Genomic DNA, 15,008 nt, shown 5'->3' with positions numbered 1-15,008 from the left:
GCCTGTCCATCGGTCTGCCCACGTCCCGGCGGCCCTTCAGCGATCTGTCAGTGATCTGCCGAAAACCGTGGGTGGTCCGTCGGTGGCCGGGCATAGCATCGCAGTTCGTGGCGATCATCGAGGCGCAGGACCTGCGCAAGACCTACCGCTCCCGCACGGGGGACGTGCACGCGCTGGCCGGTCTGGACCTCACGGTGCCCGAGGGCACGGTCAAGGGGCTCCTCGGACCCAACGGAGCCGGCAAGACCACCACGGTCAAGGTGCTCAACACCCTCCTCCAGCCGGACTCCGGCTCGGCGCGGGTCGCGGGCATCGACGTGCTCGCCGAGCCGGACCGGGTGCGGCAGGTGATCGGCGCCAGCGGCCAGTACGCCGCGGTCGACGAGCACCTCACCGGCCGGGAGAACCTGGAGATGGTCGGCCGTCTCTACCACCTGGGCGCGGCCCGGGCGCGGGCGCGGGCTGCCGAGCTGCTGGAGGAGTTCGACCTGGTCGAGGCCGCCGATCGCCCCGTCAAGGGCTTCTCCGGAGGTATGCGGCGCCGCATCGACCTGGCCGGGGCGATCGTCAACCGCCCGCAGGTCCTCTTCCTCGACGAGCCCACCACCGGGCTGGACCCGCGCAGCCGGATCGGCATGTGGGAGATCATCCAGAGCCTGGTCGCCGACGGCACCACGGTGCTGCTGACCACCCAGTACCTCGAGGAGGCCGACCAGCTGGCCGACCACATCAGCGTGATCGACCAGGGCACCGTGATCGCCGAGGGGACCGCGGACGAGCTCAAGGGCCAGGTCGGCGGGCACCGGGTCGTGGTGACCCTCGTCGACGCCGCCGACGCCGGGACTGCCCGTGCCGTCCTAACCCGGCACGGCAGCGAGGAGGTGCAGGTCGACTCCTCCGGACGCACGCTGGGCGTGCCCGTCGCGGGCGGCCCGCAGGCTCTCCGGCACGTCCTGGCCGAGCTGGGCGAGGCCGGGGTCGCACTGCACGACGCCGGGATGCGCCGGCCGACGCTGGACGACGTCTTCCTCTCCCTCACCGGCCGGGACGCCACCGGTGAGGGAGAGCAGCCCGAACAGGAGGACAGGCGATGAGCACATCCACGGCATACCGCACAGAGGGCGCAGGGGGAACAGGGTGGGCACGGCCCACCACCGCCACGATCGGGACCTGGGCCAGCGACGTGCGGACCGTCACCTGGCGCAACCTGATCAAGTTCCGGCGCAACCCCGAGATGCTCCTCTTCGCCGTGCTGCAGCCGATCATGTTCGTGCTGCTGTTCTCCCAGGTCTACGGCGGCTCCATCGAGATCGACGGCGGCAACTACACCGAGTACCTGATGGCCGGCATCTTCGGCCAGACGGTCCTCTTCGGGTCCACCTTCAGCGGCTACCAGATGGCCCAGGACCTCAAGGAGGGGATGATCGACCGCTTCCGGACGCTGCCGATGCACGACTCGGCCGTCCTCTTCGGACGGACCAACGCCGACCTGGTCCTCAACGCCATCTCGATGGTGATCATGATGCTCACCGGCTTCCTGGTCGGCTGGCGCTTCCGGGAGGGCGTGCTCGCCTTCCTCGCCGGCGTGGCGATCCTGCTGCTGTTCAGCTATGCGTTCAGCTGGGTGATGACCCTGCTCGGCATCGTCGTGCGCACCCCGGAGGTCATCAACAACGCCTCGTTCATGGTGCTCTTCCCGCTGACCTTCATCTCCAACGCCTTCGTGCAGGCCTCCAGGCTCCCGGGGCCCCTGGAGTTCATCGCCAACTGGAACCCCGTCTCGGCGCTGGTCCAGGCCGCGCGCGAGCTGTTCGGCAACACCGGTGCCGCGCCGCCCGCGGACACCTTCCCCATGCAGTACCCCGTCGTCACCGTCCTGGTCGGGTCGGCGGTGATGCTGCTGGTCTTCGTGCCGCTGACGGTGGCCCGGTTCCGCAAGGTCTCCTCCCGGTGAGCCACTGAACCTTTCGCGCTGCCCCCGCGACTACGTGGGCGTCGAGAGGAACCCACCATGCAACGCAGCACCCGCCTCAGCACACGCGTCGGCACCCGCCTGGTCGCCCGCCTCACCGCCGTCCTGGCCGGCGCGGCGCTCGCCGTCAGTCCCGGTCTCGTCCAGGCCCAGACACCGCCACCGGCCGACCAGGCCGCCGTCGGCGGCGACCACGCACCCGCGCGAGACCTCAACTTCCGGGTGGAGCGCCTGCAGGGGGCCGACCGCTACCGCACGGCGGCCCAGGTCAGCGCCCGCTTCTTCAGCCCCAAGGTGCCGGTCGCCTATGTCGCCAGCGGCGTCAACTACCCCGACGCGCTCAGCGCCGGACCCGCCGCCGAGAGCCGCAACGCCCCCGTGCTCTTCGTCCGGCCCGGCTCGGTGCCCGAGGCCACGGCCGCCGAGCTGCGGCGGCTGCAACCTGGGCGGATCATCGTGGTCGGCGGCAGCTCGGCCGTCAGCGACGGGGTCGTGTCCGAGCTGCGCGCCCTGACCGCCGGGACGGTCACCCGCCTCGCCGGCACCAACCGCTACGGCACGTCCGTGCGCATCAGCCAGGACGCCTTCCCCGGCGGCGCGGGCATCGTCTGGGTCGCTACCGGGCAGGGCTGGCCGGACGCCCTGGCCGCCGGGGCGGCAGCCGCCGTCCAGGACGGGCCGGTGCTGCTGACCGAGCGCACCTCGATCCCGTCCGCCGTCCGCGCCGAGATCGTCCGCCTCGACCCGAGCCGCATCCTCGTCGCGGGCGCCGGCGGGGTCGTGTCCGAGGCCGTCCTGCAGGACCTGCGCTCCATCGCCCCCACCGAGCGCATCTCCGGGGCGGACCGGTATGCCACCTCGGTCGCCATCTCCCAGCGGGTGTTCGGCACCAACCGGCCCGGGGTCAACATCGCGACCGGTGCTGCCTATCCCGACGCCCTGGCCGCCGTCCCCACGACCGCCACCACCCGGGGGCCGGTGCTGCTCACCCGCCCGGGGTCCCTGCCCGGAGCCGTGGCCACCGAGCTGCGGCGGATCACCCCGCGCACGGCATACCTGCTCGGCGGTCGCGGGTCGATGACCCTCGACATCGACCGAGCCGTCCAGCGCGAGCGCGGGGTCTGCTGGGCCGGCCCCACCTACCCCGCCACCGAGAGCCAGAAGATCCTCACCACCGTGCCCGGCACGAGCAGCAAGAAGCTCGCCTTCACGCTCGACATGGGCGGACGGCTTGACGGGGCCGAGCAGATCGTGGACTACCTGGTCGCCAACCAGGTGTGCACCACCTTCTTCCCGACCAGCCTCTCGGCCGACTCCACCCAGGGCCAGAAGGTGATGGCCAAGATCGCCGCGCACCCCGAGCTGTTCGAGATGGGCAACCACACGGTCCACCACTGCGACCTGGTCCGCGGCGGCGGCGGCTCTCCCAACGGGGCACCGTGCAACCGGACGATGACCGACGCCTTCGTCCGCGCCGAGCTGGCCGACGCCGAGCCGGTGCTGGAGCAGCTGTCGCAGATGCCGGTCGAGCCGCTCTGGCGCCCGCCGTACGGCTCCCACGACGCCCGGGTGCGCAACCTCGCCGCCGGAGCCGGCTACCCGGTGACGGTCATGTGGGGCCGCGACACCATCGACTGGGACCCGGCCACGACGACCGCCCAGATCGTCAGCCGCACCACCTCCCCGCTGCCGCCGTCCGGCACCATCGTCCTGGCCCACCTCGGTGGCTACAAGACCGGTGAGGCACTGCCGCAGATCGTCTCGATCCTGCGCAGCAACGGCTACACGCTGACGACGGTCTCGGACATGCGGGACGGCTGAGCCCGCGCAGCCGCCCGGATCAGCCGCACCAGGGTCCCCACGTAGAGGACGACGTAGGAGATGGTCAGGACCCAGACGATGATGTTGAGGGCGGTCAGGCCGCCGTCACCGCCACCGGTGCAGGTGACGACTCCCGCCTCGTCGGACATGCAGGCCTCGGTGGTCATGACCCAGGGAAGTGCGGCAGCGAGGAGGAACAGCCAGGGGCCGAGGCCGAGCATCAGCGCACCCCACACCTTGTCGGCCACGCTCCAGCGGCGGGAGAGGACCAGGAGCACGAGACCTCCGACCCACAGCACCACGTTGACCAGCGGCAGCCAGAAGAGCAGCGCCCCGCCGACGAGACCCACCAGAGCCCCGGCCTCGCGCCAGGCGCCCTCGGGCTCGCGTCGCGCGCCCTCGCGCCCGCGCCGCCGGGCGGCACCGGTCCGTGAGTCGACACCCTCTGCGGCGTCCACCAGGTCGACCGGGTCACCGAGCCGGTCGAGGACGTCGCGCACCTCGCTCTCGGAGGGCCTCGCGGGCAGGGCCTCGGTGAGGTGCTCGCGGATCTGCATCCGCAGCTCCCGGCCCTCGGGGTCAGGCAGGCGCGCGGTCTCGGCGTGCAGCCGGTCCAGGTAGTCCTGCACCAGCGGGTGGTCGAGCGCAGTCATCATCAGGTTGTCCTTCCGAGCAGGATCTGGTCGACGGAGGCCCTGAAGTCCGTCCACGACCGGGTGAAGTCGCTCAGGGCCGCCCGGCCCTGGTCGGTGAGCGCGTAGTAGCGGCGCGGCGGTCCGCTGGGCGACTCCCGCCAGGAGGTGCGCACCAGCTCCTCCTTGCGCAGCCTGCTGAGCAGCGGGTAGATCGTGCCCTCGCTGGCGAGCAGGCCGGCCTCGGAGAGCTCGGTGACGAGGTCGTAGCCGTAGCGCTCCTCGTCCCGGAGCAGGGCCAGGACGCAGTGCTCCAGGACCCCCCTGCGGAGCTGGGTGACCGCCTGCGCCGATGCCATGCGTCACAAGGTACCCCACGCCCTACCTTGTCGCGCAAGGGACCGGTGTCCGGCGACTGTGGTCCTGCGGTCTTCGCGCCGGGACGCAGAAGGGGCAGGACCGCGACCGCAGGACCGGGACCGCCGGGCCAAGACCCCCAGAGCCCCGGCCGACCACGACCGCACGCCGCGCCTGCTCTGCCCGCAGGGCGGCACGACATACCCTGATCCGGACCCCGTCGAGCACCCCTCGCCCCGACACCACCAGGAGCACCACCACCCCATGGCCCGCCGCACCCGCCGTTCCCAGGAGCCGGACCTCTTCGACGTCGAGGAGAAGATCGTCGAGGTCGACGTCCAGGAGGAGATGGAGGGGGCCTTCCTGGAGTACGCCTACTCGGTCATCTACTCCCGCGCGCTGCCGGACGCCCGCGACGGCCTGAAGCCGGTGCAGCGCCGGATCCTCTACGCGATGCACGAGCTGGGTCTGCGGCCCGACCGCAGCCACGTCAAGTGCTCCCGCGTGGTCGGTGAGGTGATGGGTAAGTACCACCCGCACGGGGACACCGCGATCTACGACGCGATGGTCCGGATGGCGCAGCCGTTCACGATGCGGCTGCCGCTGGTCGACGGGCACGGCAACTTCGGCTCCCTCGACGACGGACCCGCCGCCAGCCGCTACACCGAGGCGCGGATGGCCCCGGCGGCACTGCTGATGACGGCCAGCCTGGACGAGGACACCGTCGACTTCGTGCCCAACTACGACGACCAGCTCACCCAGCCGGAGGTGCTGCCCGCGGCCTTCCCCAACCTGCTGGTCAACGGCGCCACCGGCATCGCCGTCGGGATGGCCACCAACATGCCGCCGCACAACCTGGTGGAGGTGATCGGCGCGGCCCGGCACCTCATCGCCCACCCGGACGCCGACCTGGACGCGCTGATGCGCTTCGTGCCCGGCCCCGACCTGCCCCTGGGCGGGCGCATCGTCGGCCTGGACGGGATCCGCGACGCCTACGAGAGCGGCCGCGGCTCCTTCCGCACCCGCGCCAGCGCCCGGATCGAGAACGTGACCGCGCGCAAGAAGGGCATCGTGGTCACCGAGCTGCCCTACCTGGTGGGCGCCGAGAAGGTGATCGAGAAGGTCAAGCAGCTGGTGCAGTCCAAGAAGCTGCAGGGCATCTCCGACATCATCGACCTCACCGACCGCTCCAAGGGCCTGCAGCTGGTCATCGAGATCAAGACCGGCTTCAACCCCGAGGCGGTGCTCGAGCAGCTCTACAAGCTCACGCCCATGGAGGAGTCCTTCGGCATCAACAACGTCGCGCTCGTCGACGGCCAGCCGCGCACCCTGGGCCTGAAGGAGCTGCTCCAGGTCTACGTCGACTTCCGCACCGACGTCGTGCGGCGCCGCACCGAGCACCGGCTGGGCAAGAAGCAGGACCGCCTGCACCTGGTCGAGGGGCTGCTGGTGGCGATCCTGGACATCGACGAGGTCATCCAGCTCATCCGCTCCTCCGACGACGCACGGATCGCCAAGGAACGGCTGATCCAGGTCTTCGACCTCTCCCAGGTCCAGGCCGACTACATCCTGGAGCTGCAGCTGCGCCGGCTGACCAAGTTCTCCCGCATCGAGCTGGAGGCCGAGCGCGACGAGCTGCAGCGCGAGATCGAGCGGCTCGAGGCGATCCTGGCCGACCAGCAGCTGCTGCTGCGGATGGTCAGTGACGAACTCGCCGAGGTCGCCAAGGAGCACGGCACCCCCCGGCGCACGGTGCTCCTGGAGTCGGCGGGCGGACCCGGTATGTCGTCCGCCGCCACCCTGGCTGCCGGCAAGGCGCCGCTGGACCTGGAGGTCGCCGACGACCCCTGCTGGGTGCTGCTGTCCAGCACGGGCCTGGTGGCCCGGACGACGACGGACGAGGACCTGGGCACCGGCGGCCGGCGCAAGAAGCACGACCTCATCACCGCCACGGTCCGCACCACCGCGCGAGGGGAGATCGGGGTGGTCACCTCCGCGGGGCGGGTGCTGCGGCTGTCCGTGCTGGAGCTGCCGACGCTGCCCCCGACCGCGGACGCGCCCTCGCTGTCCGGCGGGGCGCCGCTGACCGCATACCTCGACCTGCCCCCGGACGAGCGCGCGCTGACCCTCTGCACCCTCGACGGTCAAGGACCGGGCCTCACCCTCGGGACGCGCCAGGGCGTGGTCAAGCGGGTCAACCCGGACCTCCCGGGCAACCGCTCGGAGTTCGAGGTGATCGCGCTGAGGGACGGTGACAGCGTCGTCGGCGCGGTGGAGCTGGCGACCGGCGAGGAGTCGCTGGTCTTCGTGACCTCCGACGCCCAGCTCCTGCACTACTCCGCCGGCCTGGTCCGGCCGCAGGGCCGGGCCGGTGGCGGCGTGGCCGGCATCAAGCTGGCTCCGGGCGCGACGGTGGTCTCCTTCACCGCCGTCGACCCCGAGGCCGAGAACGTGGTCGTCACCGTGGCCGGCTCCGCAGGCGCACCACCCGGCGCCCAGAACGGCTCTGTCAAGGTGACCGACATGTGGGCCTACCCGAGCAAGGGGCGGGCCACCGGTGGGGTGCGCTGCCACCGCTTCGTGCGCGGCGAGGACGCGCTGGTCCTGGCGTGGGCCGGAGCCGCCCCCGCCCGCGCCGCCTCCGGCAACGGGGTCGCGGTGGAGCTGCCCGAGACCGGAGACAAGCGGGACGGCTCCGGCACACCCGCACCGGCCCCGATCGCCGCGCTCGGCTAGGACGCGCCTCGCTGTCGGCCGGCCGGCGCAGATCGCGGCTGACCTGCGACGTCGACGCCTGATCTCGGACAGGGTCGCACCGGCGAGGCGCTGGTGCTTCGGCGCCGCGCGGTGGCAGCATGCAGGCATGTCCGACCGGCCCACCCGCATCCTCCTCGCAGCCGTCGCGGGTCTGCTGCTGCTGGCGGTGGTCGCGGCCGTCCTCTCGGCGACCCGGGCGGATCCGGGGTATGCCGAGGGCTCACCCGAGGCCGCCGTGCAGTCCTACGCCGTGGCAGCCGTCGCCAAGGACGGCGAGGAAGCCGTCCGGCACCTCGACCCGGCCGCCGGCTGCACCGCCCAGCACGTCGAGGAGTCATGGGTCAGGCCCGGGGCCCGGGTCGTGCTGAGGGACACCTCCGTCGACGGTGACCGCGCGACGGTGCGCCTGGACGTGGTCAGCGCCTCGGGCGGCCCGTTCGACGCCTCGGAGTGGACGAACGAGGAGACCCTGGAGCTGCGCCAGGTGGACGGCGAGTGGCTGGTCACCGGCACCCCCTGGCCGCTCTACACCTGCCGTCCGGAGGTGACGCGGCCGTGATCCTCGCCCTCCTCCTCCTCGCTGTGGTCGTCGCGGCCGTCGTCGTGGCCGGGCAGCGCCGCGGCGGGAGCGCGCAGCTCACCGCCGACACCGGCAACCCGGTGCGGCAGTTCTTCCAGTACCTGATCCTGGCCGGGCTGCTCTTCGCCGCCGGCTCCGGCCTGACGGGGCTCCTCCGTCGGCTCCTGGACGCCGCGGTGGACCCCACGGCCACCATGGCGTGGGACGACAGCCTGCTGGCGCTGTACCTCACCTTCACGGTCATCGCCCTGCCGCTGTGGGTCGCCCTGGCCTGGTGGACCCGCCGGCGGCATCGTGCGGAGCCCAGGGAGGGACGGGCCGCGTTGTGGACGGCCTACCTCACCCTCGTGCTGGTGATCAGCCTGCTGGTGATCCTCTCCGGCTGGCAGGGGGCCGCCGACTCGTTCCTGCACGGCCCCAGGCGGCCCGGAACGCTGGTGCAGGTGCTGGTGTGGCTGGCGATCTGGTGGGTGCACCGGCGCTGGGGTCGGCTCAGCACGGCCCCGGGCCAGCTGCGCCTGGAGCGCCTCCTCGGCACCCTCATCACCCTGGTGGCGGCCGCGGTCGGGCTCGTCACCGTGCTGGGGGCCGCACTGCGGGAGCTGCTCGGTCTCACCGGCCCCTCCCTGGTCCCGACGACCGCCCCGGACATGCTCGAGGGGCTGACGCTGCTGGTCGGGGCCGGCGCCTTCTGGGCGGTGTACTGGGTGCGCGGCCTGGCCCGCGGGCCACGGGACACCGGCTGGCTGGCGCTGGTGCTGCTCGCCGGCGTGGGGGCCGCCCTCGTCGCAGCCATCACCGCCGGGAGCCTGCTGCTGTGGCACGTGCTGGTCTGGCTGGTCGGGGACCCGGGTGCGGTCTCGGCGCGGGGGCACTTCCTCGCCGCCCCGGGCCAGCTGGGCACGATCGTCGTCGGGCTGCTCGTGGGGTGGTACCACCAGGAGGTGCTGGCCGCACGCCGGGCCGCGCCGCGTGACGAGGTCCGCCGGGTCTACGAGTACCTACTGTCCGCCGTCGGGCTGGGGGCCGCCGGGGCCGGCCTCGTCATGGTGCTGGTCACGCTGGTCGAGGCGCTCGCCGCCGGGGCCGACCTGGTCGTCGGTGGCTCCGCGGTCAACGCCCTGCTGGGGGCCCTCGTCCTGCTCGTGGTCGGCCTGCCGGTGTGGTGGTGGCACTGGCGCCTGGTGCAGCTGGCCCGGGCGCAGGACCCGCCCACCGAGGTCGCCTCCCCCACGCGGCGGTTCTACCTGCTGGTGCTCTTCGGGCTCATGGGCCTGGCCGCGGTCATCGCCCTGCTCACCCTGGTCTACCTGGTCCTGGAGGACGCGCTGGCCGGCCAGCTGGACGCCGAGACCCTGCGCCGGATCCGGTTCGCGGTCGGCGTCCTGGTCACCGCCTCGTTGCTCTCGGCCTACCACTGGACGGTCTTCCGGGCCGACCGGGCTCTGGCGCCGGAGGAGACGACCGCGTCGGCCACGGCCGGGGGCCGCCAGGATCGGGAGAGCCTCGACCGTCGGGTGCTGCTCGTCGGTGCCGATGCGCCCGATGTCGTGGCCGAGCTGGCCCGACGCACGGGCGCGCAGGCGCGGCTCGTCGTCCGGGCCGACGACGGCGCCGCGCCGTGGTCGCTCGACGACCTGGTCGGGGCTCTCGACGCCGCTCCCGCCGGGGACCTGGTGGTCGTGGCCGGCGCGGACGGGCTGCAGGTGCTGCCGGTCCGGCGCTGAGCCCGGTCAGCGCTCTTCGCGCCCGTAGGGGTCGTCGTACGGGCCGTCGTCAGGGTCGTCGTCAGGGCCGTCGTCAGCGTGGTGACCGGGGGCGGCGTCGCCCGCCTGGGTTCGACCGTCCGGCGTGTCCAGAGCATCCGCTGCCTGCGTCGGCGGCTCGGGAACGTCGATCCGCCGGGGCCCGACCCCCTCGAGGTCCTCCACCGTCATCCGGGCTGCGTCCACGTCAGCGGTGTCGGTCAGGACGCTCTCCAGCTCAGCCTCGGCGGCGAGGATGCGGACGTCCCGCTCGTCCCGGGCGGTCTGCAGGTTGCGGACCGCGGCCTCACCGACGGCCTGCAGTCGCCGGGCGCCCTCCAGCTGGGTAGGGGGCAGCTTGACCACGTCGGCCCAGGCGTCGTCGCTGATCGTCACGAAGACCTCCCGCTGGTCGTCGCGCACGGTCTTCTCCGGCTTCCCGCCGTCCCCGCGCCGGGTGACCACCTGCCTGATCTCCCCCTCGACGTCGACCCGGAAGACGGTGGAGGGGCTGAGCTCGTACATCCTCTTCTTCACCGTGAGGGTGCAGGCGCCCAGGACCAGCGGCCCCACCTTGGCGAGGACGAGGTCGCGGCCCGCCACGGTGACCTGCTTGCGAGCCCGCCGGACCCGCTTGGCGTGGCTCTTCTCCGCAGCGCGCAACCGCTGTCGGGCCTCCTCCAGGGCCTGCTGCCGGCGCTGGTCCGGACCGATGCGGGCGGCCCGGTCGGCCCGGTCGACCAGGGCGTCCCGGGCCCGCAGCACGACGATGACGACCAGTGCCAGCAGCGCCACGAGGGCGACCAGGAAGATCAACCGCCCCACGTCAGCGCCTCCCGGTCAGAACCGCTGCCACCCTGCCTAGCCAGCGGCTCACCGGCCCGACTGCCGCCGCCGCGCCCGGTCGATCGCCCGCCTGGTAGCCAGGTAGCGGAGACCGAGGAACAGCGGGACCCCGAGCAGCACCATCACCACGATCGTCCAGACGTTGTCCATCGCGCTCACCGCTCTCTCGTCCACGTCGACACCGTCATGGTAGGCGCGGCCCGGACCAGAGCCGCGAGACGGCATACCCTGCACCGAACAGGACGCCCGCGCCGGCCGCGACGGTCGCGAGGTAACGCCGGTGCGACAGCGAGCGCAGGACGGGCCGGTCCTGCAGGTAGAAGTAGTTGCCGCCGGTCCGGCGGTTGGTGAGGTCCGCGACCGCCAGGTAGCCCAGGAAGGTCAGGTAGGACCAGCGCAGGCCGCGCAGGTGGGGCCGCCAGCCGTGCACGATCCCGGCGTACACCGGCAGCAGCAGGGTCAGGGAGTGGTTGACCACGAAGCTCCACCCCATGACGTGGTCCCGCGGCTCGATCCCGTAGGGGTAGGCCAGGCTGCCGTAGGCGAACAGGCCGAGGTAGAAGGCGACCTGCATGGCCCCGTCCTCGCCGGTCAGCAGCCAGACCAGACCCAGCAGCGTGCACACCCGGCACACGTGCAGCGGCAGCGCCTGGTCCCAGCGGTCGCCACGGGTCAGGTGGACGCCATACATCACCAGCTGCTGCGCCACGGTCACCAGCACCAGCGTCCGGCGCACCAGCTCCTGCCGGCGCCGCACCAGGTCGCGGGCGGACACCAGCAGCACCAGCAGGGTGAGGTAGAAGACGAGGTAGGCGCGGTGGTCGGGGCCGCCGATCACCAACGGGTCCACCTCGTGCCGGAAGAAGTGCCGCACCGGGCACAGTATGCCGTCCGGAGCCGCTCAGGTTGCCCACCTGCGGTCTTTCGTTACGGTGGATCGCGTCCCGGGCCGCCGCACATCGGGGGTGGTCACCGTCCGTCGGCTGGAAGGTCATCATGCTCAGGTCACTGCACGACAAGCTCGGTCTGCGGACGTCGCCCACGATCTTCTTCGGGTCCTTCGCGGTGTCCGTCGTCTTCATCGTGCTGACCCTGGCCTTCCCGACCCAGGCCTCCAGCGTCTTCGCCTCAGGCTCGAGCTGGATCATCACCAACCTCGGCTGGTTCTACATCCTCGGCGTGACGGTCTTCCTCATCTACCTGGTCTTCACCGCCGCCAGCCGGTTCGGGCGGATCCGGCTGTCCCCGAAGGACGAGCCGCCCGAGCACTCCTTCATCGCCTGGTTCGCGATGCTCTTCGCGGCGGGCATCGGCACGATCCTGCTGTTCTGGGGGGTCGCCGAGCCGGTCAACCACTTCGCCAACCCACCGATGGCCGACGTCGAGGGCGAGACCCAGGAGGCCGCGCAGCAGGCGATCAGCTTCACCCTCTACCACTTCGGCCTGCACACCTGGACGATCTTCGCCCTGCCCTCCCTGGCCTTCGCCTACTTCATCTACCAGCGCAACCTGCCGCCCCGGGTCAGCTCGCTGTTCCACCCCCTGCTCGGTGACAAGGGCATCCACGGCCCCGTCGGCAAGGCCATCGACATCGTCGCGATCGTCGGCACGCTCTTCGGCGTCGCGGTCTCGATCGCGCTCGGGACCCTGCAGATCAACGCCGGCCTGGCCGCGGTGCTGGGCATCGGCCAGAACTCCCTGTCGATCATCATGATCGTCGCGGTCGTCTCCCTCACCGCCCTCATCTCGGTCGCGCTCGGCCTGGAGAAGGGGATCAAGGTCCTCTCGAACGTCAACATCCTGGCGGCGGTCGGGCTGATGCTCTTCGTCCTGCTGGCCGGCCCCACGCTGCACCTGCTGCGCGGGACGATCGAGTCCGTGGGCTACTACGCCCAGAGCCTGCCCGGTCTGGCGTTCTGGAACGACGCCTTCGACGACAACGTCGGCTGGCAGCAGAGCTGGACCATCTTCTACTGGGCCTGGACCATCACCTGGAGCCCCTTCGTCGGCATCTTCATCGCCCGCATCTCCCGGGGCCGGACGGTGCGCGAGTTCATCACGGGTGTGCTCCTGGCCCCGGTCAGCTTCTCGGTCATCTGGTACGGCGTCATCGCCTTCGCCAGCTTCGACATCATCAACAACGCCGACGGTGGCGGCCAGCTCGTCGACTCGGTGCTCAACGAGGGGCCCGAGGTCGCGCTGTTCGAGTTCCTCGCCCACTTCCCGTGGACGACAGCCACGTCGGTCTTCGCGATCGTCCTCGTGGCGTTCTTCTTCGTCACCTCGATGGACTCGGCCTCCATGGTCCTGGACTCGATGGCTCGGGGCCACGACGACGACTCCCGCGTCCCGGTCATGCAGCGGGTCATCTGGGCGCTGGCCATCGGGGTGGTCGCCGCCGTCCTGCTCACCTTCTCCCCCGACGCCGGCCTGGACTCGCTGCAGGACTTCATCACCATCGTCGGCCTGCCCTTCTTCGCCATGGGCTACCTGATGATGTGGGCGCTGAACCGCGCCATGCGCGAGGACGCCGGTGAGCTGCTGCCCCTGGCCACCAAGCAGTGGCGACAGGTCCTGCCCCCGGACGAGGCCGAACGACGGCGCGAGGAGGGCGAGGACGTCTACACCGAGGCCACGGTGGAGCGCGATCCGCACTACGTCACCGAGGAGGGCCAGATCATCGCGGCTCCCGAGACGGCCGCTTACAGGGCCGTCGTCCTGCGCGACGCCGACGGCAACGAGGTGTTCGTGGAGCCGGCAGAGCCGGAGGAGGCCCCAGCGGTCCAGACCGAGGACGACACCGACGCCCGCACCCGTCGACGCCGCATCGGGCGTGGTCGCCGGCGCCCGGTGACCCGGCCCGACGGGCTGACCCGACGACCCGGCGGCGACCGCTCCGCCGACTGATCCACCGACTGACGCGCCGACTGATCCCTTCACGTCCGCCGACCCACCCAGGAGGAGACCCGCACCATGAGGACCACCACGCTGACCGTGCGGACGGGCGGCCACGAGGTCGTGCACGACCTCACCGGCGACTGCGCCGAGTTCGTCCGTGGCCACGGCGACGGGCTGCTGCACGTCTTCGTCCCGCACGCGACCGCCGGGCTGGCGGTCATCGAGACCGGCTCGGGCTCGGACGACGACCTGCTGGCCGCCCTCGCCGACCTGCTCCCCGCCGACGACCGGTGGATCCACGCGCACGGCTCGCGCGGCCACGGCCGCTCGCACGTCATGCCGGCGTTCCTGCCGCCCTACGCCACGGTGCCGGTCGAGGACGGCCGGCTGATGCTGGGCACGTGGCAGAGCATCTGCCTGGTCGACCTCAACGTCGACAACGCCGAGCGCTCGGTGCGCCTGGACCTGCTCAGCGGCTGACCGTCTCCCCCACGCGGGCGACGATCTCGTGGGCCACCGCCTCGGGCTCCCGCTCGGGCAGCCAGTGGTCGGCGTCCAGCTCGACGAACCGGTAGTCGGCGTCGACGTAGGCCGCCGTGCGTTCCGCCGCGGTCCGGCCCAGGTAGACGTCGTGCCGGCCCCACACGAAGGTGGTCGGCACCCGCACCGGTGCCTGGGGCAGGCCGCTGTCCCCGGCCTCGAGGTGGTGCCACCGGCTCCCGGGGAGGCGGGGCCGCAGCGGTGCGCGGTACCAGTTCACCGGTCCGCGCAGGTCGGTCGGGCGGCGCAGCCGCGCGGCATACCTGCGCTGGTGCTCGACCGGCACCCCCCTGCGCACCATGCCCTCGCCCTGCACCATCCGGACCAGCAGGAGCTCGGCGAGGTGCGGCAGCTGGAAGGCCAGCATGTAGCGGCTGCGCCACACCTGGTCCGAGCGCGCGGCGGCCCACCGCAGCGCCCGCGGATGGGGGGTGGACAGCACGACGAGGCTGGCGACGCGGTCGGGCCGGCGCTGCGCCAGCGCCCACGCGATGGCCCCGCCCCAGTCGTGACCGACGACGTGCGCCCGCCGCACCCCGGCGGCGTCGAGCAGGGCCACGACGTCGTCGACCAGCGTGCCGACCCGGTATGCCGAGGCGCGCCGGGGACGGGCCCCGCGGGAGTACCCCCGCTGGTGGGGCGCCAGGGTGCGCAGGCCGTGCCCGTGCAGCAGCGGTGCCACCTGGTCGTAGGCGGTGGCGTCCTCGGGGAAGCCGTGCAGCAGGACCACGGTCTCTCCCCCTGGCGGGCCGCCGTCGAGAACCTCGAAGGTCAGTCCGTCGTGGCTGTAGCTGTGCACCTGACCCACGCTAGCGGCCGTCCTGCCGTGCGCGCGGTGGACGGACCTCATACCGTCCAGG

At 72.2% G+C, this 15,008-nt stretch carries 14 protein-coding genes; 8 read left to right on the top strand and 6 right to left on the bottom strand.

Features of this window, described 5'->3' with window-relative positions:
* The first annotated feature begins 107 nt into the window (after window positions 1–107).
* From ESZ52_RS07115 to ESZ52_RS07105, 3 genes are read left to right on the top strand one after another with little or no spacing between them, the layout of a single operon-like run.
* Complete coding sequence (locus tag ESZ52_RS07115) at window positions 108–1,094, top strand: ATP-binding cassette domain-containing protein (RefSeq protein WP_131104320.1); 987 nt, start codon at window positions 108–110, stop codon at window positions 1,092–1,094.
* Window positions 1,091–1,954 (top strand): ABC transporter permease, encoded by an 864-nt coding sequence (locus ESZ52_RS07110; RefSeq protein WP_131104319.1) that lies wholly within the window; start codon window positions 1,091–1,093, stop codon window positions 1,952–1,954. The genes ESZ52_RS07115 and ESZ52_RS07110 overlap by 4 nt, the downstream gene beginning before the upstream one ends.
* A 57-nt stretch (window positions 1,955–2,011) precedes the next feature.
* Entirely contained in the window at window positions 2,012–3,793 is a 1,782-nt protein-coding gene (locus tag ESZ52_RS07105) for a cell wall-binding repeat-containing protein (RefSeq protein ID WP_131104318.1), read from the top strand.
* Here the strand turns inward: ESZ52_RS07105 and ESZ52_RS07100 are convergent.
* Together ESZ52_RS07100 and ESZ52_RS07095 are read right to left on the bottom strand one after the other, a co-directional pair.
* Window positions 3,754–4,449 carry an HAAS signaling domain-containing protein gene (locus tag ESZ52_RS07100; RefSeq protein ID WP_131104317.1) on the bottom strand — a complete coding sequence of 232 codons (696 nt, stop codon included), beginning with the start codon at window positions 4,447–4,449 and terminating at the stop codon, window positions 3,754–3,756. The genes ESZ52_RS07105 and ESZ52_RS07100 overlap by 40 nt on opposite strands.
* On the bottom strand, window positions 4,449–4,784 hold the full coding sequence (locus ESZ52_RS07095; protein WP_131104316.1) for a PadR family transcriptional regulator: 336 nt from the start codon (window positions 4,782–4,784) through the stop codon (window positions 4,449–4,451). The genes ESZ52_RS07100 and ESZ52_RS07095 overlap by 1 nt, the downstream gene beginning before the upstream one ends.
* A 262-nt stretch (window positions 4,785–5,046) precedes the next feature.
* On the opposite strand from ESZ52_RS07095, the gene ESZ52_RS07090 reads away from it, so the two are divergent.
* From ESZ52_RS07090 to ESZ52_RS07080, 3 genes are all read left to right on the top strand, one after another.
* A complete protein-coding gene (locus tag ESZ52_RS07090) occupies window positions 5,047–7,518 on the top strand; it encodes a DNA gyrase/topoisomerase IV subunit A (RefSeq protein WP_131104315.1) in 2,472 nt (823 codons plus the stop codon).
* A gap of 127 nt (window positions 7,519–7,645) precedes the next feature.
* Entirely contained in the window at window positions 7,646–8,098 is a 453-nt protein-coding gene (locus ESZ52_RS07085) for a hypothetical protein (protein ID WP_131104314.1), read from the top strand.
* Window positions 8,095–9,846, top strand: a complete 1,752-nt coding sequence (locus ESZ52_RS07080) for a DUF5671 domain-containing protein (protein WP_131104313.1) — start codon at window positions 8,095–8,097, stop codon at window positions 9,844–9,846. Before ESZ52_RS07085 ends, ESZ52_RS07080 begins: the two co-directional genes overlap by 4 nt.
* Before the next feature lie 6 nt (window positions 9,847–9,852).
* Here ESZ52_RS07080 and ESZ52_RS07075 read toward each other — a convergent pair whose 3' ends face one another.
* Genes ESZ52_RS07075 through ESZ52_RS07070 form a run of 3 tightly spaced genes read right to left on the bottom strand, consistent with a single transcriptional unit; the run spans window position 9,853 to window position 11,584 of the window.
* Window positions 9,853–10,689, bottom strand: coding sequence for a hypothetical protein (locus ESZ52_RS07075; RefSeq protein WP_131104312.1), 837 nt, complete (start codon window positions 10,687–10,689; stop codon window positions 9,853–9,855).
* A gap of 48 nt (window positions 10,690–10,737) precedes the next feature.
* Complete coding sequence (locus ESZ52_RS19225) at window positions 10,738–10,884, bottom strand: hypothetical protein (RefSeq protein ID WP_181009951.1); 147 nt, start codon at window positions 10,882–10,884, stop codon at window positions 10,738–10,740.
* 10 nt (window positions 10,885–10,894) lie between these two features.
* Window positions 10,895–11,584, bottom strand: a complete 690-nt coding sequence (locus tag ESZ52_RS07070) for a YwaF family protein (protein ID WP_181009952.1) — start codon at window positions 11,582–11,584, stop codon at window positions 10,895–10,897.
* 122 nt (window positions 11,585–11,706) lie between these two features.
* On the opposite strand from ESZ52_RS07070, the gene ESZ52_RS07065 reads away from it, so the two are divergent.
* A complete protein-coding gene (locus ESZ52_RS07065) occupies window positions 11,707–13,617 on the top strand; it encodes a BCCT family transporter (RefSeq protein WP_131104310.1) in 1,911 nt (636 codons plus the stop codon).
* A gap of 66 nt (window positions 13,618–13,683) precedes the next feature.
* Window positions 13,684–14,088 carry a YjbQ family protein gene (locus tag ESZ52_RS07060; RefSeq protein ID WP_131104309.1) on the top strand — a complete coding sequence of 135 codons (405 nt, stop codon included), beginning with the start codon at window positions 13,684–13,686 and terminating at the stop codon, window positions 14,086–14,088.
* On the opposite strand, the gene ESZ52_RS07055 is transcribed toward ESZ52_RS07060, so the two are convergent.
* Window positions 14,078–14,956, bottom strand: a complete 879-nt coding sequence (locus ESZ52_RS07055; RefSeq protein ID WP_238154517.1) for an alpha/beta fold hydrolase — start codon at window positions 14,954–14,956, stop codon at window positions 14,078–14,080. The two genes, ESZ52_RS07060 and ESZ52_RS07055, sit on opposite strands and share 11 nt — an antisense overlap.
* Window positions 14,957–15,008 lie beyond the last annotated feature (52 nt).

The organism is Ornithinimicrobium sufpigmenti (genome assembly GCF_004322775.1).
In the GTDB taxonomy this organism is placed as follows: Bacteria; Actinomycetota; Actinomycetes; order Actinomycetales; family Dermatophilaceae; genus Ornithinicoccus; species Ornithinicoccus sufpigmenti.
Note: the sequence above shows the minus strand (reverse complement) of the source record. Positions and strands in the feature narration are given on the sequence as shown.